At 38.5% G+C, this 19,825-nt stretch carries 15 protein-coding genes; 12 read left to right on the top strand and 3 right to left on the bottom strand.

Annotated features, from left to right (window positions below):
* Positions 1-19 precede the first annotated feature (19 nt).
* Positions 20-1,402, top strand: a complete 1,383-nt coding sequence (locus QFZ31_RS18900; RefSeq protein WP_307305723.1) for an L-cystine transporter — start codon at positions 20-22, stop codon at positions 1,400-1,402.
* Between the two features lie 359 nt (positions 1,403-1,761).
* Entirely contained in the window at positions 1,762-2,124 is a 363-nt protein-coding gene (locus QFZ31_RS18895) for a VOC family protein (protein ID WP_307305718.1), read from the top strand.
* 63 nt (positions 2,125-2,187) lie between these two features.
* Here the strand turns inward: QFZ31_RS18895 and QFZ31_RS18890 are convergent, their stop codons facing one another.
* From QFZ31_RS18890 to QFZ31_RS18880, 3 genes are read right to left on the bottom strand one after another with little or no spacing between them, the layout of a single operon-like run.
* Positions 2,188-2,835, bottom strand: a complete 648-nt coding sequence (locus QFZ31_RS18890) for a TetR/AcrR family transcriptional regulator (RefSeq protein WP_307305715.1) — start codon at positions 2,833-2,835, stop codon at positions 2,188-2,190.
* Positions 2,836-2,871: 36 nt separating this feature from the next.
* On the bottom strand, positions 2,872-3,972 hold the full coding sequence (locus tag QFZ31_RS18885; protein ID WP_307305712.1) for an ABC transporter permease: 1,101 nt from the start codon (positions 3,970-3,972) through the stop codon (positions 2,872-2,874).
* Positions 3,969-4,691, bottom strand: a complete 723-nt coding sequence (locus QFZ31_RS18880; RefSeq protein ID WP_307305707.1) for an ABC transporter ATP-binding protein — start codon at positions 4,689-4,691, stop codon at positions 3,969-3,971. Before QFZ31_RS18880 ends, QFZ31_RS18885 begins: the two co-directional genes overlap by 4 nt.
* Before the next feature lie 154 nt (positions 4,692-4,845).
* Here QFZ31_RS18880 and QFZ31_RS18875 point away from each other — a divergent pair, with 154 nt between their 5' ends.
* From QFZ31_RS18875 to QFZ31_RS18830, 10 genes are all read left to right on the top strand, one after another.
* Positions 4,846-5,418 (top strand): TetR/AcrR family transcriptional regulator, encoded by a 573-nt coding sequence (locus QFZ31_RS18875; RefSeq protein ID WP_307305703.1) that lies wholly within the window; start codon positions 4,846-4,848, stop codon positions 5,416-5,418.
* Between the two features lie 111 nt (positions 5,419-5,529).
* A complete protein-coding gene (locus QFZ31_RS18870) occupies positions 5,530-7,638 on the top strand; it encodes an MMPL family transporter (RefSeq protein ID WP_307305701.1) in 2,109 nt (702 codons plus the stop codon).
* Between the two features lie 140 nt (positions 7,639-7,778).
* Positions 7,779-9,404, top strand: a complete 1,626-nt coding sequence (locus QFZ31_RS18865; RefSeq protein WP_307305698.1) for an ATP-binding protein — start codon at positions 7,779-7,781, stop codon at positions 9,402-9,404.
* Between the two features lie 380 nt (positions 9,405-9,784).
* Positions 9,785-11,221, top strand: coding sequence for a GntP family permease (locus QFZ31_RS18860; protein WP_307305695.1), 1,437 nt, complete (start codon positions 9,785-9,787; stop codon positions 11,219-11,221).
* Between the two features lie 51 nt (positions 11,222-11,272).
* The gene (locus tag QFZ31_RS18855; RefSeq protein WP_307305692.1) at positions 11,273-12,049 is read left to right on the top strand and encodes a 3-hydroxybutyrate dehydrogenase; all 777 of its coding nucleotides are present in this window, start codon (positions 11,273-11,275) and stop codon (positions 12,047-12,049) included.
* Between the two features lie 110 nt (positions 12,050-12,159).
* Positions 12,160-13,572, top strand: a complete 1,413-nt coding sequence (locus tag QFZ31_RS18850; RefSeq protein ID WP_307305689.1) for a sigma-54 interaction domain-containing protein — start codon at positions 12,160-12,162, stop codon at positions 13,570-13,572.
* Positions 13,573-13,795: 223 nt separating this feature from the next.
* Positions 13,796-15,091: an ABC transporter substrate-binding protein gene (locus tag QFZ31_RS18845; RefSeq protein ID WP_307305687.1), complete on the top strand. Its 1,296-nt coding sequence runs from the start codon at positions 13,796-13,798 to the stop codon at positions 15,089-15,091.
* A 59-nt stretch (positions 15,092-15,150) separates the two neighbouring features.
* Positions 15,151-16,068 carry a carbohydrate ABC transporter permease gene (locus QFZ31_RS18840; protein ID WP_307305683.1) on the top strand — a complete coding sequence of 306 codons (918 nt, stop codon included), beginning with the start codon at positions 15,151-15,153 and terminating at the stop codon, positions 16,066-16,068.
* A complete protein-coding gene (locus QFZ31_RS18835; protein WP_307305681.1) occupies positions 16,055-16,957 on the top strand; it encodes a carbohydrate ABC transporter permease in 903 nt (300 codons plus the stop codon). The genes QFZ31_RS18840 and QFZ31_RS18835 overlap by 14 nt, the downstream gene beginning before the upstream one ends.
* Before the next feature lie 15 nt (positions 16,958-16,972).
* Positions 16,973-19,801 carry a beta-galactosidase gene (locus QFZ31_RS18830; protein ID WP_307305679.1) on the top strand — a complete coding sequence of 943 codons (2,829 nt, stop codon included), beginning with the start codon at positions 16,973-16,975 and terminating at the stop codon, positions 19,799-19,801.
* Positions 19,802-19,825: the final 24 nt, after the last annotated feature.

Genomic DNA, 19,825 nt, shown 5'->3' with positions numbered 1-19,825 from the left:
ATCATAAGGGGGGAACACAATGAATGCATTTCTTATTATTGTGAATGTTGCCGTATTGCTATTACTCATGGTCGGTTTACGCATCATGGCAAAGAAACATGTATCATTCTCAAAACGTGTATTCACTGGTTTAGGTTTAGGTCTTATTTTTGGTTTTATTATTCATTTAATTTATGGTACGGATTCTGAGGTTACAACAGAATCAATGGCGTGGTTTAATATTGTAGGCTCAGGTTACGTTAAGTTATTACAAATGGTAGTTATGCCGCTTGTATTCGTTTCAATCGTGGGAGCTTTTACAAAATTAAAATTAACGAAAAATATTGGAAAAATCAGCGTCCTTGTAATTGGGATTTTACTTGGAACCACTGCTATTTCTGCAGCAATTGGAATTGGTACTTCGCTAGGATTTGGTCTTGATGGAATCCAACTGACAGAAGGTGCAGAAGAAGCGGCACGAAATGCTGCGTTAGAAGAAAGAGTTGTTACGGTTGAATCTATGACCATTCCTCAACAAATCCTTGAGTTCTTCCCAGCAAATCCATTTGCAGATTTAACGGGTGCTCGTCCAACTTCTACAATAGCTGTTGTGATCTTTGCAGCTTTTATCGGGATTGCTTACCTTGGAGTAGTGCGTAAGGATCCAGAACATGCTCAGTTGTTTGCGAAAATTATTGATTCTCTATACGCTATAACGATGAGAATTGTTACCTTAATTCTTCGTTTAACGCCATATGGCATCTTAGCCATTATTACAAAGGTTGCTGCAACAAGTAACTATGATGCGATTGTAAAATTAGGGAAGTTTGTTATTGCTTCTTACGTAGCACTTATTCTTGTGTTTATTGTTCATTTATTGTTATTAGCAATTGCAAAAATTAACCCAGTAAATTTCGTGAAAAAGGCTTTGCCAACTTTAACATTTGCCTTCACGTCTCGTTCAAGTGCAGGAACACTGCCTTTAACGATTAAAACACAAACGAAAGACCTTGGTGTTTCTGAAGGGATTGCCAACTTTGCAGGTTCATTTGGACTAACGATTGGGCAAAACGGATGTGCTGGGGTTTATCCTGCAATGCTTGCCGTTATGGTAGCACCAGCAGCAGGAATTGATCCACTAAGCCCTGGATTTATTCTTTCATTGATTCTTGTAGTGGCAATTAGTTCATTCGGTGTAGCAGGAGTAGGCGGCGGTGCAACATTCGCAGCGCTAATCGTCCTATCCGTTATGAACCTTCCAGTGGCAATTGTGGGTCTCCTAATCTCAGTAGAGCCGCTAATTGACATGGGACGTACAGCACTAAACGTAAGCGGAGCAATCACATCTGGTGTCCTAACAAGCAAAGCAACAGGTGAATTCGATAAAGAAGTATACCAACAACAAAATATTGTTGAAGCATAAGTGGTGAAACATTAAGTGGTGACAGGCACCGCTCGTGGACACAGTCCGTGTGATATGGATGTTTTGGAAATTACTGGATAGTCATTGTGGCTATCCGGTTTTTTTATGGGTTAAAAACTAATTAATTGATTGATTAAATCGGAAGATAAACTAATCAAACGTTTGATTAGAACGCACAGAACCCTTGGGAATAGAGGGTTTTAATAAAAAAACTTTCTATAAATGAAAAACTAATTAATCGTTTAATTGGATTGGATGGTTAACTAATCAAACGTTTGATTATACGGCTAGGAAGTATTGGTATTACTTTGAATTGCTGATATTATAGGTTTTGAAGGCTGTTTAAGGAGGAAATACATATGATTACAAATATCGCGACAGTAGCGGTTTATGTGGAGGATCAGCAAAAAGCAAAGGATTTTTGGACAAACAAAGTTGGTTTTGAAGTAAAGGCAGAATTTCCAATGGGACCAAATGCACACTGGCTTGAGGTAGCACCACAAAATGCCCAATCACATCTAGTCATCTACCCTAAGTCAATGATGCAGGGTCATGAAAACAAAATGGCTTCTATTGTTTTTGCTTGTGAAGATGTAAAGGGAAGTTACGAGAAAATGAAAGCCAATGGAGTTAATTTCAAAGCTGAGCCTCAGGAAATGCAATGGGGAACCTTTGTACAATTCACGGATGAAGACGGTAATGAGTTTTTACTGAAAGGGTAAAGAATAACCTCAAATAAAAAGGCAGCTCCACAATGTCCTACCATTGTGAGGGCTGCCTTTTTATCAATCCTTTTTTCCTAATCCATGCATGATAAATTGTATCGTTCGCTCAATCTCAAGCTCATCATCCCATTCCAATTGGGGAAATAGAATATAACGGGAGAATAAGAAGCCGAGAATATTGGTAATCGTTAACCTTGCGATACTTTCTGGCGGCATATCAATTAATAGCCCTTTTTCCTGATAGCCCTTGATTACTTTTTTAACAGAGTTAAAGATATTTTTTACGACGAGATCAAAAAATTGAGCACGCAGTTCCGGCTGAAAAGGAATTTCTTGAAACATAATTTTCACCACAGGAAGCATCCGGATAAGAAGGTCTCTTCTGTTTTCTATCGTGGCACGCAGAAATTCCTCTACTGTTTCATATTCCCGATCAAGTACTTTATTAAAATCCTTTACCACTAATGGAGCTATGAACTTTGTCATTAACGGTGCCACAATCGAAACCAACAAGTCCTTCTTGGTTTTATAATGTCGAAAGATCGTTCCTTCTGCAACTCCGGCCTTTTTAGCAATCTCACTTGTGGACGAAGCGGCATAGCCTTTTTCAGAAAAGGTTTCAATTGCGGCTGTAATGATTTTTTTTTGCTTATCTGTCAATTTATCTTCATCAAATAGCTGTTGCAGCATCAATTCTTCTTCAATCATGGTTAAACTCCTTTATTCAACACAAACTCAACCGTATCAAATCTTCCTATATTTTTTCAATGCTACTATATTTAAAAGTATGAAAACAAGGGAAAACCCCAACAATACAAATATATCATTTCTGATATCACTTAAACCTAAGCCTTTATACATGACATCTACTAAAGCATTGCCGCCATAATACATCGGCATGCATTTAGCAAGAACTTGCATCCATCCAGCCATTGATTCAAACGGAAAAATACCTGCAAAAAAGACCTGAGGGATGATAGCTATCGGAATAAATTGCATCATCTGAAACTCGGAATTGGCGAAAGACGACAATAGAATTCCAAGTGACAATGCCACTAATGCAAGGGTTAAATTGATCAATACCACATTCCAGAACGAACCGATCAGAGTTATATCTAATACTTTTACAGCATAGGTAACCACAATAATGGTTTGGATTACCGCAAATAATCCGTAGCCCAACAAATATCCAAAAACAATATCTCTTCTTTGTATAGGTGTTGCTAGTAATCGTTCAAGAGTACCAGTGGTCCGTTCCCTCAGCAAAGCAATTCCAGAAATTAAGAACACAAAGAAGAAGACAAAGAATCCCACTAATATCGGGCTCAATTGGTCAAAAAAGATTGTATCCTTATTTCCATATATATAGGAGGTTTTTACCTCAGGTGCCTTTGCGGTTTCTATTTTTAGGGGGACTCCTGGAAGTTTACTCTGAATACCCTCTATAAATACAGACATATTTGCTGCCTGCTCTTTTGCTCTTTCTGCCGCAATTGCCTGTTGCACCTTTATTTGCAAAGCCTTTGCTGCATTAGGCTGGTCATTTGTAAGGGTCAAAGAAATGTCATCCCCATCAAAATGAAGAACACCGTCTAAGTCTTTATTAAGTATGAGGTCTTTTGTGTTCGTTTCGACTTGTATTATGGTAATTTCGCTATCCTTTAATCTCTCTAATAATTTGTCATCTGCATTGATAACACCAAGTCTGGGATCAACTGTATTTCCAGAAAGCAGATAATTAAGCAGAGTTAACACGAGTAATGGAGCAACCATCATCAATGCTAAAGCACGTTTATCACGCAGCATTTGGTGAAATATCCGTTTTACAAGGGCAAATATTCTCATTGCTGTTTACCCCCTGCTTTTAAAAATACCTCTTCTAAACTTGTAATCCCATATTGCTTCTTCAATTCCGAAGGTGAGCCGCTCGTGATAATCTCACCATTACGCACCATAGCGAGACAATCACACTTTTCTGCTTCATCCATAACATGGGTAGTTACTAAAATCGTTTTCCCTTCATTTTTTAAACGATATAACTCAGCCCAAATAGACTGTCTTAGCTCGGGGTCAATTCCGACTGTTGGCTCATCCAAAATAAGCACTTCAGGATCTTGTATTAACGCAACTGCAAGAGATAACCGGCGTTTCATACCTCCTGAATAGTTTTGAACCTTCTTTTTTAAATCTGCAGTTAGATTTACTAAGTCCGCGGCATAAGCAATCCGTTCTTTTTGGACATTTTTTTTCAGTTTAAAAAGGGAGGCAAAGAAGGCGAGATTTTCCTCTCCAGTCAAATCGGTGTATAAGGCATCTGCTTGGGCCATATAGCCGATACTTTGCAATAGTTGCAGTTTTGGAACAGGTGTATTCAATACATCAACATTCCCTTCGCTGGGAGAATCCATGCCGACGATAATCTTAACTAGGGTTGTTTTGCCTGAACCGGAAGGACCGATTAGACCATAAATTTGGCCGGATTCCACTGTTAAGCTGATTTGATTTAGAACTAACTTTTTTCCAAAAGTTTTACTCACTTCATTTATGACTATTGTTGATGACATTATTGATCAATCCCCTCTAAAATGAGTGATTACTCACTCTAATTATAACAAGTAAAAACCTTAGGTCAATAGTCTCCATGCATGGACTTAGCTAAAATTTTCCGCCATTGTGGTATACTATTCTCACATAGTATCACGGAGGGTGGGTGAATCGATGGCGCGTGAACGGAAATTTAATACAGTAGAATTATTTCATGAGGCGAAGCAGCTGCTCCTGCAGCACGGATATGACGGCTTTACTTTCAGTCTTTTGGCGGACCGGATGGAGGTTTCGAGGGCTGCTTTATATAAATATTACGACAATAAAGAAGAGTTAATTACAGACTTTATGGTATACGAAATGGAAGAATTTCTTGATGAATTAAAAGAAATTGAAAAACTAGAAGGTTTTGAAAGGCAATTCGACTTTCTGATCGATCTTATTTTTAAAAAGACGGAAGTACACGAATTAATCAGAGCTGCTCAGCATGTAATTGCCAGGATGGAGGCCACATTTACCAGTAAAGAAAAACTGGAGAAGCTGCCTTTAGATATGTATAAATTTTTACAGCGATTCATCTTACTAGGTAAGGCGGAAGGAAAATTAAAAGAACATATTCCAGAGGGATTAATTATTGGATTTATTCTTCAAACAGTTGCCATTCCCAATCATTTTGGAATTCCAAAGGCGGATTGGATTCATTCCATAAAGGAAATTATTAGTCAGGGAATGTTCAAGAATAAGTAATTGACACATGTGTAACTTTGGATGATAATGAAAGTGCATATTTGTGTCAATTATTTTTTTGTCTAAAGTTACAGAAGTGTCACTTATATTATCGTAAAGGAGAACGAAAGCATGAATTCATTCTTACAACCGGTAACAGACCGAGTTACCTCAAAAAAGGGTATGTGGATTACGCTTGGAATTTGGCTTTTAGTAACTATACCGTTGTCTGTCCTTGCCCCCAGTGCTAAGGAATACGAGGTATCAAGTATTGACACTATTCCTGCAGATGCAAAATCTACTATTGCTCAGAATAAGGTCGATGAATATTTTAAAAATAATGATGGGATACCAGCCATACTGGTTTTTCAAAATGAAGGTAATATGGTAGAAGTATCTGACTTAAAACCGTTACTTGAAAAATTAGATCAAGTTCAAGGAATAAAAGAATATGTTCCTTTAACGAACTTGCCGCCCCAAGCTACCGCAAGTTTTTTCTCGAAAGATCAAAGTACTTTGATCTATCCATTAACGTTTGACTCTTCATTGGAGTCTAAGGAAATAAGAACCGCTCTAGAGCAAATTGATGAAATGGTTGAGCAAAATACAGACTTAACATTATATACTACAGGTCCGGCAGGAATTGCGGTGGATTCTCTCAATCTCTTTTCCCGCGCTGACTTAGTTTTATTGTTTTCAACGGTAGGATTAATCCTAATCTTATTAATCGTTATTTATCGATCTCCTTTATTAGCGTTGATTCCGCTGTTTGCTGCAGCATTTGTTTACCAGGTCGTGAATCAACTATTAGGTTTGATGGGGAAAGCTGGATTGCTGATCAGCAGCCAAACGTTTTCTATTATGACGATTCTTTTATTTGCAGCAGTTATTGATTATTCCTTATTTGTTTTCTCACGTTACCGTGAAGAATTGAAGAGATTTGAAAGCAAATTTGACGCAATGAAACATGCAATGAGAGAAACAGGTATGCCGGTATTTTTCTCAGGGGGAACGGTTTTAGCGGCCATGCTTGTCCTGTTCTTTGCTGAATTTGGAGATTATCGTAATTTTGCACCCGTGTTTGCTGCAGCTATGCTTGTTATTATGCTGGCTTCTATTACACTTGTACCGGCATTGTTTACGTTGTTTGGGAGAAAATCCTTCTGGCCTAAGATTCCTAGAGTGGGTGAGGAAACAGTTAAATCCAGTTCTGTATGGAGTAAAATTGGTAAGTTTGTCGTGAAAAAACCGGTGTTTTCAGCTTCCATGATTGGAATCATTCTTCTAGCTTCGGCCCTTAACATGCTGAATTTGAATTATGAATTTGATACCATGAAGTCGTTTCCGAAGGATATGCCGTCAAGACAAGGTTATGAAATATTAGAAGAAAAGTTTGAAAAAGGTGATCTAGCTCAAACAACGGTGTTGTTAGAAGCGAGTGAAGAAGTGACGCCTGAACAGCAAGCGGCAATGCTTGAAAAGCTTCAGGATCAAAACCTTGTTAGTAACGTTCGGCTAAATGGAAGCACCTCGGATAACAAAGTAATTCAATATAGCCTCACATTTGAGGAAAGTCCATATGCAGTAAAAACGATGGATGCATTGGAGAAAATGCGTGACAATGCAGATAAATTAGTGGCAGATAGTAACGTGGATGGTGAGCTTTACTTTGCAGGAGAAACCGCAAAAAAAGTGGATGACCGTGCAACGAATGACAGGGATTTAGTAGTGATTGTTCTGCTCGAATCACTTTTGATTTTTGTCATGTTGATAATTTTGACAAAGTCATTTAGAATGCCAATCTATATGATGGGAACCATTCTCATATCCTTCCTTGCTGCAGTCGGTCTGGGAATGTTCTTAAGCAGTCTATTCTTTGACATTGACACAATCAGCAACCGTGTACCGCTTTATTCATTTGTCTTTTTAGTGGCACTTGGCATTGATTACAATATCATTCTCATATCAAGATTTATGGAAGAACGGAAAAAGCATCCTGTGAAAAAGGCCGTAGAGATAGCTGTGGCAAATACAGGCGGTGTGATTTCATCTGCGGGAATCATTCTTGCAGCAACCTTTGCTGTATTAATGACACAGCCAATCCAATTATTGTTTGTATTTGGCTTCATTGTCGCAGTAGGAATAATATTAGATACGTTCCTGATTCGAGGGATCCTTTTACCAGCATTGATCGTCTTATTTGAAAAAGATAAACCAGACACAGCACAGGAAGTTCAGTAAAAATGCAGTGCCAAAGATCCTGTCTTTGGTACTTTTTTCCTGGGTTTAAATTCCTTTTAAAATGAAAAATTACATGTGGTAATGGAGAAATTTCTAGTTTATGATAGAGTGAAAAAGTATAATTTTTGGGTGGGAGTTCATTGTTTTTAATAGATTATATAGTAAATCTGTCCATTTTTTCACTCTTGGTTAGTATCCCATTAGTAATACGTTCTTTCATAAATCACAAACCTGTAAAAAATTTTCCTCTATGGGCAGGCTGTTATGGAGGAATTGTTTCAATCCTTCTCGTTATGCTGGCTATCCACGAACAGGGGTATACATACGATATTCGTTACGCACCTGTCATTCTAGTATTCGCCTACTTAGGTCCAATTGCCGGAATAATAACAGGAGCATTTGGTCTACTTGCAAGACTACTTTCAAGCGGCCATTGGGACACAGCTATTATTGGCTGGATATCATTGATGTCAGGATTCTCCCTTATGTATCTGTATATTAAAAAACTTTCACCTATAAAACGAACCGTTATTTTATCAGTAATTTATTTCATTATTTATACAATTACCGTTCCCATTATTTTTAATGTATTTAGAGACAAACCATTCTTCCATTTTCAATATATACTCTTTGTTTTCTTAGGCGTTTTTCTTGGGGTTTTATTGATTGAATCCTACCTAAAGCTTTATAGGTTGAATAATAGATTATCAGAAATGTATAAGATGGTTGAGGCAAGTGAAGCAAAGTACAGGTTGATTGCTGAAAATACATCAGACTTAATTATGGTCATGGATAAAGATCATAACTTAACTTATTTCTCTCCATCTCATGAGATGGTTTTAGGTTATCAATCGAATGAATTGGAAGCGGTTAAAATTTGCAGGTTCATTCACCCTGATGATGTTGATTTATTTAAAAGTACGATTGACGGAATGTTTCATCATAAAGAGTTTAAATCAATTGAATTTAGTCTGAACCATAAGCGAGGTCAATGGATTGAATTTGAGTCCAGGTGTGTACCTGTAGAGGGCGAAAATGGTGAGGTTGAACATATTGTGATTATCAGCCGTGATATTTCTGAACGTAAAAAGGCAGAGGAGATTCTATTGCAATCTGAGAAACTATCGATAGTCGGCGAATTAGCAGCAGGAGTGGCACACGAAATCCGTAATCCCCTTACCACTATTAAAGGCTTTATACAGCTTTATAAAAGGGAAAATGGTGCTGACGAAATAAACGACCTGCTTCTAAGTGAACTTGGACGAATTGAAACGATTACCAGTGAAATGCTGACGTTAGGAAAACCACAGGCTGTTCACCTTTATCGGACAAATTTAAGAGAACTTGTAGAGAATACTCTTGAACTTCTGTCACCGCAAGCACATATGGAAAATATTCAATTCAATCTATGTGTTGCAGAAGGGGAGTTTTTTATAATAGGCGAGAAGAATCAATTAAAGCAGGTTTTTCTTAATGTTCTCAAGAACGCAATGGAGTCTATGCCTGAAGGAGGTACGATCCACATTAACCTGCATAAAGGTGAAAAAGGTGAATGTGTTCTTTCCGTTAAGGATGAAGGCTGTGGAATACCTGAAGAAATTTTACCGCGGCTAGGTGAACCTTTCTATACCTTAAAAGAAAAAGGCACCGGACTTGGATTGATGATTTGTAATAAAATTATTAAACAGCACCATGGAAGTATTACTTATCATAGTAAAGAACAACAGGGTACGTTAGTTGAAATTAAGCTGCCCTTGGCAGGTTAAAAAGTGGAGAGGAGCATTTTCCCACAGGGAAGGTGCTCCTCTTTTTCAATTGTCTACCTTAAGAAGGGCTTCAGCTAATTTTGAACAGGAAAAAAGTTAATTCCGGAAATGCGGAAATTTCCGGAAATACGGAATCTTCAATTCTTGATATTCCGTATTTCCGGAAAAAACAACTAATAATGTTGCCGGTTTATAATGGTAACCAACTAGATAATAGTAATAAATAGTATAATAAGATAGAAAATTATCATTATTTAGAATAAAAAAATAAAATTGGCATGGAACTTGCATTTATATAAGCGTAGGTATTGAATGAAAACGCTTACGATGAGGGGTATTTTGGTTGAGGCTTGCAAAATAAAAGATTTAGGGGGATTTAAATGGATTTAATTGTTATTCTTTTGGCGCTTGGACTGCTAATGTTCGCCGCCTACCGTGGTTTTTCGGTTATTTTATTCGCTCCATTATGTGCAATTTTAGCTGTTTTATTTATTGATCCAAGTCAAGTTTTGCCGTTTTTCTCCGGGGTATTTATGGAAAAAATGGTCGGGTTCATCAAATCCTACTTCCCAGTCTTCTTATTAGGAGCGATCTTCGGGAAGGTAGTGGAAATGTCAGGAATTGCCGAATCCATTGCGAAGACGATTGTTCGTATACTTGGTGCAAAGCGCGCCATGCTTACCATTGTTTTACTAGGTGCCATCTTAACATATAGCGGTGTAAGTTTATTCGTTGCCGTATTCGCTATTTATCCGTTTGCAGCACAAATGTTTAGAGAAGCAAATATCCCTAAACGACTTATTCCAGGAACCATTGCACTTGGTGCTTTCACCTTTACCATGGACGCATTACCAGGAACGCCGCAAATACAAAACGTTATTCCGATTGCTTTCTTTAAGACCGACATTTATGCAGCGCCAATCCTTGGTATCATAGGAGCTATTTTTGTCCTGACACTTGGTTTATTGTACCTGGAAATGAGAAGGAAAAAGGCGGAAAAAGCGGGAGAGGGCTATTATGGCTTTGGTGCTGAGAATGCAGCTGCTTTGGCAAAAGACTTACTAGATGAAAAAGAAGACGGAGCACCAGATTTAACTTCTAATCAATCTGTTTTAAGACAAGTTTTAGCATTTGTTCCACTTATTCTTGTAGGTGTTACCAATAAACTATTCATAACCATGATACCTAAATGGTATCCAAATGGGTTTGATTTTGAAGCGATAGGTTTACCTTACACTATTGACGTTACTGCAAGTGCTGCAATTTGGGCAATTGAGATGGCATTAGTTGTCGGTATTATTTCTTCTCTTTTATATGATTGGAAACGAGTATCAAATAAATTTAAAGAAGGAATCAACCAAAGTATTGGCGGTTCATTACTTGCAACGATGAATACTGGTGCTGAATATGGATTTGGCGGTGTCATTGCTGCACTTCCGGGCTTTGCGAAAATCAGTGATGGAATCTCTACTACATTCACAAACCCACTGGTAAACGGTGCTGTTACGACTAGTACTCTTGCGGGTGTTACCGGTTCGGCATCTGGCGGGATGGGAATTGCGTTAGGAGCTATGGCTAATCAATACAATAAGGCAATTACTGCAGCTAATATTCCACCCGAAGTTATGCACCGTGTTGTTGCAATGGCGTCAGGCGGTATGGATACACTTCCACACAATGGTGCGGTAATTACCCTTTTAGCTGTAACAGGATTGACTCATAAACAATCCTACCGTGATATTTTTGCGATTACGATTATTAAAACTATAGCTGTTTTCTTCGTGATTGCTATCTATACTTTCTTAGGTCTTGTATAAAATTCAGAAACATACGTTAGATTAGTAAATAAATATTTTAGGAGGGTCAACATGTTAGTCGGAAAAGTAGCGTTTATTACTGGATCTGCAAGTGGGATAGGCTTAGAAATTGCTAAGACTTTTGCACAAGAGGGAGCAAAAGTGGTCATCTCCGATTTGAATAAAGAAAAAAGTGATAGTGTTGCAAATGAACTAAGAGAGCAAGGATATGAAGCATTTTCAGCTCCTTGTGATGTCACGGATGAAGAAGCATTCAAGAATGCAGTAGAATCTGCTAATGGCAGATTTGGAAGAATTGACATTCTAGTAAATAATGCAGGACTTCAGTATGTTTCACCAATTGAGGAATTCCCTACTGAAAAATTTGAGTTTTTAATAAAGGTCATGCTGACGGCTCCGTTTATTGGAATTAAACATGTGTTCCCGATCATGAAACAACAAGGCTTTGGAAGGATAATCAATATGGCGTCGATAAACGGAGTTATTGGTTTTGCCGGTAAGGCAGCCTACAATAGTGCGAAGCATGGAGTGATTGGGTTAACGAAGGTTGCGGCTTTAGAGGGCGCTCAACATGGAATCACTGTAAATGCATTATGCCCGGGTTATGTTGATACACCACTAGTTAGAAACCAGCTGAAAGACTTGTCTATCACAAGAAATGTAAGTCTTGAACGTGTCATTGATGATGTCCTTCTTACACTTGTACCTCAAAAAAGGCTGTTGGCTGTATCTGAAATAGCCGATTACGCTGCTTTCTTAGCTAGTGACAAAGCACGAGGAGTTACAGGTCAGGCCGTTATTCTTGATGGCGGTTATACGGTTCAATAGAAAAGAGATCCTGCTCGGTTTACCGAACAGGATTCTTTTATTCTACTTGGTGATTACCCAAGCCGGTTTGATATAATAAACATAAACAAAAACTACCAGGGTGAAGAGATATGATACCAAGAACGGAAAAAATTCCACATCATTGGATTGAAGAAATTATTAATCTTGCAGGTGAACGGATTGTTGTTGTTGATCGTGAGGGTATTATTCTATATATCAATGCGGCTTATTGTGAATTTCTAGGCACCACGGTTGAAGAAGCTATAGGAAAGCCTGCTCAAGATGTAATCGAGAACTCAAGGATGCATATCGTCGCGAAAACCGGACAAAAAGAGCTGGCCGCCGTACAGCCCATTAACGGCAGTGAAATGATTGCAAATCGATATCCTCTTATTATTGATGGCGAATTAGTAGGAGCAGTCGGAACCGTCATGTTTCGCAATCCCGAGGATTGGTTATTATACAAAGATAAAATTCAGCATCTTGTTGAAGAAGTGAACTATTATAAAACAAAAGCTGAAAAAAATAGTAAAAGTAAATATTACTTTAATGACCTAATTGGGAATAGTCCCTCTTTTTCAGCTGTCAAAAAATTAGCTGAAAGAGTTTCCAGCAGTCAATCAGCGGTTTTATTACTTGGAGAATCGGGTACCGGTAAGGAATTATTTGCTTCTGCCATTCATAATAACAGCATGCGTGCAGACTATCCTTTCGTGCCAATAAATTGTGCGTCTATTCCAGAACACTTACTAGAATCGGAATTGTTTGGTTATGATGATGGTGCCTTTACTGGTGCTAAAAAGGGCGGCAAGAAAGGGCATTTTCAAAGGGCAAATCGTGGAACCATTTTTCTTGATGAAATCGGTGATATGCCGCTTGCAATGCAAAGTAAGCTTTTGAGGGTTTTACAGGAGCGTGAAATACTTCCAGTCGGCGGTCAAAAATCAATTGCGGTAGATGTCCGCATTATTGCAGCAACACATCGGAATCTAGAGGAAATGGTAGAAGAAGGAACATTCCGTCAAGATTTATATTACCGGTTAAACGTCATTAAAATTGAAATCCCTCCACTTCGGGAGCGTAATGGCGATGTCGAGTTAATAGCTTATAATCTACTAGAAAAATTAGAAAGAAAATTCTTTCGTAAAGGTATTAAACTATCTGCTAAAGTAGTTGAGAGACTAAATCAGCATAAGTGGCCAGGGAATATACGGGAACTTGAGAATGTTCTAGAAAGGTCTATCAATGTCTTAGATGGAGATACAATAGAAGTAGTACACCTGCCATTATATTTACGTGATGATGAAACAGGAAGTATTCCCAAAAAATTAAACGAAAAAGAGTCAGTAAACGTTGCCGAAAGGCATATTGAATCATTAAAAGAAACACTTGCACAAGCGGAAAAACAAGCAATCCTAAATGCTCTTTCTATTTCAAATGGTAATAAACTGGAAGCGGCGAGGCTGCTCGAAGTAGGGAAAACGAAATTCTATGAGAAATGTAAAATTTACGCTATTCAATAAAGAGAAGGGTATCTTCCCAAACGGAAGATGCCCTTCTTTGTGTGTAATAGTCAAAATTTTCGTATAACAAGTAAAATTATTATTATAGTGAACAAAAGTAAATTTGATAAGATTTATTTGTAAAGGCTTACAAGTAAAGAAGAGAGGTGAAGGACAGGGAAAAGGTAATTGAGACCAAACATATTTGTGCGGTTTAAAAGAAGCTAAATTCGGGGGGTAAATGATGAAAAGTTTAAAGAAAATACTTACTGCAGTAACGCTTTCTGCGACATTACTTGCGGCGGGCTGTTCAAGTGATTCTGCGAAAACCTCTGGCTCATCAGGTAGTGATGGAGACAAAAAAGAAACAGTTTCATTTACATATTGGGGAGGGGATTTTGACAAGAAGCGAATGGAAGCCATTCGAACAGAATTCAATAAAGAGAATCCAGATATCAATGTAAAATTAATTCAGATTCCTTCTGATGGTTATGATCAGAAATTGCTAACGTCCATGGCTGGCGGATCTTCTTATGATGTTGTTCAGTTAGCTGAAGCATTTAATACTTATGCTGGCAAAGGAACATTAGAAGACTTGACACCGTATATGGAAAAAGACGGAGTTTCTAAGGATGATTATTTCAGCGCAGGTATGGAAGCGTACACATACGACGATAAAGTCATGGCAATGCCTATGCGTTTGGGTGCAATGATCATGTTATACAATAAAGATTTATTTGATAAAAATGGAATCCCTTATCCGACTGACCAATGGACATGGGAAGATTTCCATAATGCAGCCCTTAAAATTACCAACAAACAAGATGGAGTTTTCGGTGTTCAAGGTGTTGGAACTTGGTGGGCAAACTACATGGCCTATGTTGAATCATTTGGTGGAAGCTTAATGACTGAAGACCATACTAAGTTTAATTTGGATTCACCAGAATCAATTAAAGGACTTAAATTCATGCAGGACTTAATCTATAAGGATAAAGTTGCTCCTCTTACTAGTGATATACCAAAAGGCGTTGATTTATGGACAAGCGGAAAGATTGGTATGTTAGTAGATGGCCCGTGGCACATACTATCAGCGATTGCAAACATTAAAGACTTCAAATGGGAAGTGGCTCCTATTCCTACAGGGGAAAAATTTACAACACCGCTATTCTCAAATGCGTTTGCAATTCCAAAAGGATCTGAACACAAGGATGCTGCTTGGAAGGTTGTTAAGTTTTGGACAGGTGAAGTTGGTCAGACCATTCTTGCCAAAGAAGGTGGAGAAGTACCTCCTTTAAAATCAGTCGCAAACTCAGATGTTTACCTTAAAGTTCATGGAGATGCAGTAAACCTTCAAGCACTTGTTACTTCAGTAGATGGTGCCTTCGTACCGCCAATTACATCAAAGTGGGGCGAAATCAACAAACTAGCAGATACTTACTTAGCTCCAATTTTTTCAGAAAATGCAGATGTTGAAAAACAACTTAAGGATATGAAGCCTCAAGTAGAAAAAATGCTTACTGAGGCGCAGCAGGCAAAGTAAAGAACTGGGAGGGTAGAGGTAATTACTTCTATCCTCCTATAAGTTAGGAGGGTTCTATGATGGCAAAAACAAAACAAGTATTTTCTTCCATTTCCAAACATGAAAAGAGAAACTTCTGGATTTATATTTCACCTTGGATTATTGGTTTTCTAGCATTTACTGCTATCCCATTTTTTTCATCACTAGCTTTAAGTTTTATGCAGTGGGATATCATTACTCCGCCTAAATGGGTGGGATTTGAAAATTATAAAGAACTAATGGATGATAAGATTTATTTTTGGAATGCCTTACGTAATACAATCTTTTATGCGCTAGTAGGGGTTCCGCTCTCAGTCACATTAGGTTTGCTCTTATCGATCTTGCTTTCAAAAGAAATAAAAGGAATAAATGTCTTCAGAATTATTTTTTACTTGCCAGCAGTGTTCGGTGGAGTAGCTGTCCTTATGTTATGGAGCTACTTGTTGTATCCAGGAACCGGAAATGGAGATGCTGGATTAATTAATGCAGCACTTGGATGGTTTGGAATTGAGGGTCCCGGCTGGTCTCAGAGTGAGTTTTGGTCTAAACCAGCCGTTATACTCGTAGGTCTGTGGGGTGTAGGAGGAAGTATGATGATTTGGCTGCCAGCTTTAGCGGGTGTTCCTAAGGAACTACATGAAGCCGCTGAAATAGATGGAGCTTCAAGATGGAGGAAATTTTGGAGTGTTACATTTCCATTGATAACCCCAGCTATTTTCTTCCAAGTTACTATGGGCATCATTGGCTCATTCCAAATTTTTATGGAGCCAAAGATTATGCCTGGTAACCAAAAAGCATGGACAGACAGTTTAATGGTTAATTTATTTGACAATGCTTTTACATTTTACAAAATGGGCTACGCATCTGCAATCGCGTGGGTTCTGTTCATCATGATAATGGTATTGACTGTTATTAATCTAGTAGTCTCAAAGAGGTGGGTATACTATGAGTCAAACTAATACGGAGGCCATTTCACAAGTTCAAATCAATCAAAAAGCAAGTACGAAATCAAAACTTCCGAAGATTATGTTACGGTCCTTACGGTATTTGGTTCTAACTATAATTGCAGCTATGCTGTTATTGCCTTTAGTTTGGACCATTTCGGCGTCATTAAAACCGTCAAGTGATATCTTTTCCGTTCCAATCAAATGGGTTCCTTCTGAGTTTAAATGGGATAATTACTCCAGAGTTCTAAGTATTTTTCCAATGTTTCAATATTCAGCTAATACGCTGATTATTACCATCAGCGCCATTATCGGACAAGTTTTATCCTCCGTTTGTGTTGCTTATGGATTTGCCCGTTTTCGTCATCCGCTAGCTAATGTAATATTCCTGCTTGTATTAGCCACTATGATGATTCCTGGACAGGTTACAATGATTCCGCAGTTTTTAATGTACAAAGAATTTGGCTGGATTAACACTTACTTACCACTAATTGTTCCTAACTTTTTTGCAGCTGCGATTAACATCTTTTTATTACGTCAATTTATTATGGGAATTCCAAAAGAATTGGATGAGTCCGCAAAAATGGATGGCTGCAGTTCCTTTGGAATTCTAACGAGAATCATCGCCCCAATGTGTAAACCAATTATTATCACCATTATGATTTGGACGTTTAACGCCAACTGGAATGATTTCATGGGACCGCTTATTTACTTAAATGATCCTGAAAAGTTTACATTACAACTAGGAATCTATAGTTTAAATGCCGGGCAGCAGGGAATCACAGATTACGGTATGATGTTTGCCGCAACATTATTAGCATTAATTCCAACTCTTTTGCTATTCGCAGTAGGTCAGAAGTATTTTATGAGTGGAATCAAACTTGGTGGAGCCCTTAAAGGGTAAAGGAGAAGTGATTCTATGAGTATACAAGATAAAACGAAAACAGGTATTCAACTATCTAGTAAAGGTATTGAAATTAATGGAAAGCCAACCGTTATCCTTTGTGCCTCCCTCTTTTATTTTCGCATTCCAAGAGATCTTTGGAAAGATCGTCTATTAAAAGTTAAAAAGGCTGGGTACAACTGTATAGATGTCTACTTTCCTTGGAACTATCATGAAACGGAACAAAATATTTGGGATTTTAGCGGAGAGAAGGATGTAGAAGCATTTCTGCAGATGGCTGCCGAAGAAGGACTCTATGTTGTGGCACGTCCAGGGCCATATATTTGTTCTGAGTGGGATGGCGGTGCTCTTCCTTCTTACTTATTTTCCGATACAAATAGTAGATTGAGAGATAATGATCCTGTTTTTCTAGCTCATGTTAATCGATGGTTTGAACAGATTTTGCCGATTCTTAAAAAATATGAATTGGGTGAAAAGGGAACGATTATCTGTGTTCAACTTGATAACGAGCTCGATTTTTATGGCTGCCAAGACCCTGAGGGTTATATTTCAGCACTCCGGGATATGGTGTTGGGGAATGGTTTAGAGGTCCCATTAATCGCCTGTGCAGGTCAAGGAGATTTATTCTTAGCAACAGGAAATTCAACGGGCGTTATCCCGGCCTGTAATTTATATCCAAATGATCGAGATCCAGAATTTGAGGCTAAGGTTCATGCATATGTAGATACCCTAAGTAGTGAAGATATACCATTAATGGTAACGGAAACAAATCGATCTCATTTTTTACTGCGGCGTTTATTGGCAGGCGGCGCAAAATTATTAGGACCTTACTTGCAGGTGTCAGGAACAAACTTTGGCTTTACGAATGCAGCTAATAATTGGGGAGATCCGCTCGCGCTATTGACTTCTGATTATGACTTTGGAGGAATGATTTCTTCCGCTGGAGAAGTACGTCCTGAAGCATACGAGGGCAGATTAATGAGCCGGATCATACAAGCTGCAGGTGATTCATTGGCACTTTCCTCTTATACAAATGATCACAGTTTTACGCTAAGCGGGGCTTCCTCAGATGAGGTGACAGGACCCAATGTCTTGGCATTATATGGCGGCGGGTATTTGTATTCACTACCTAATGTTAGTAATCAAGAGAAAACTGTTTCCGTTCATATAGAAGGTTATACCTTCCCGGAACAGACAAAACTGATGATTCCAGAGGGAGGCTGCCCGCTATTATTAGCTCAAACGCCGCTAAGTCATTGGGGTGTGTCCGAAGGAAGATTAGAATTTGCTTCTGCTGAATTGATTTATGCACAAACTCAAGGCAATCAAACTAACTTTGTGTTCTCTGGGCAGGGTGAGTCAGAGTTATCATTTATTCTTCCTAATTTGGTGGAAATTGAAACGAACGGCGATCTCAAATTTATACAAAATGGAGAACGAATTACCTTAACAGCTGAAAGAAATGCTGCAGGGTCTGCAAAAATCACTTTATCAACAGGGCAAAACCTTACAATTGACCTGCTTGTGCGTGAACAGGCACTTAGATTAAAGGAAGTACAATCAGGAGGGCAATTCATTTTTGAAGAGCTCATTGCACAAACAGTAGAAAAGGATTTCCCTCAAATTCAGTGGTCAGTTGCAGCCTTAAATAACGGTGCACCTGAATTAGGCGGGAACCTTCAACAACTTGGCTCCGATGCAGAATGGTTGGAAAACAGAGGAGTTTACAAAGGATATTCTTGGTATAAGGCTAAATTTAATACACTAGAATCTAGAGGCGTATCAGGAGTTCTGCTGCAGGATGCAAGTGATATTTGTTCTGTTTATACTGACGACGAATATCATGGGACAGTTGTGCCTGGCGGCGGAAGTTATTATCTTCCGTTTGAAGATGAGAAATCCAGCAACGAAATGAAGTTATTGGTTCGTTCAGAAATTTGGGGACATTCCAACTTTGATGATGCCAGGCTTCCTACTTTTCGTCTGAAGGGGCAAAAAGGGTTAACTGGTGCTGTTGCCGTGACTGATATTTTAAAATTAAACAGTAATTGGCGCTTTAAGGAAGTTCGCTCCTCTAATGAGCATCATTTATACACATCTTTATCTTGTGACACTAGAAAATGGCCGCTTATCGGCTGGGGTTCGTGGATGACAGAACATCATCCATCCTATGGTTATTACAGAAAAAGTTTCTCTCTATCTGACCAATCAAACACTTGGGTTCTTCACCTTCCGGGAATAAAATCTCTTGTTACAGTTTTTATTAATGGGAACTTAGCAGGCAAGGTGAATCCATTAACTCCATATTTAGACCTTACTAAGTGGGTAAGGGGCGGCGAGGAAGTACAGCTTACTCTATTTCTAGAAACCTATTATGGCTTAAGTAATGGATCTGTCATCCTTTACGAGGGTGTTAAAGCAGTAGATTGGGAGTTAACTTCTGCGGATGAAGCTTCTTTATGGAATCATGCTGTAAAGGCTAAAACCTTAGCAGTCCACACTGAATTACCTGTTGAGTTAGCTTCTGGAAGCAGTGCTTGGGCCTTTGGGAATCTTGATGGCATCGATACAACCAGCTGTTGGAAGGCAGTATCCAGTGGTTCAAATATGAAGTTAACCTTTTATTTGAATGGCAGACTGATTGGCCGAATATGGAACCCATCCAGTAAATCGAGGCCGCAAATGAGAGGCGGAAATCCTGAAATAACCTTTATCCCAGGCCCATGGATTCAGAAAGAAGGTAATACATTTGCTATCTTGCTAGAGTCTATTGAACAGGGCGAACCTGGTGTTGTGGAAGAGCTCCGTTTCTTACAAGTGGAAGATGAATGGAAAAGCAGATAATGTAAATACATGCAGCGTGGTAGT

Origin of the sequence: Neobacillus niacini (assembly GCF_030817595.1) — a bacterium.
In the GTDB taxonomy this organism is placed as follows: domain Bacteria; phylum Bacillota; class Bacilli; order Bacillales; family Cytobacillaceae; genus Neobacillus; species Neobacillus niacini_G.
This window is presented reverse-complemented; position numbering and strand designations above follow the sequence as displayed.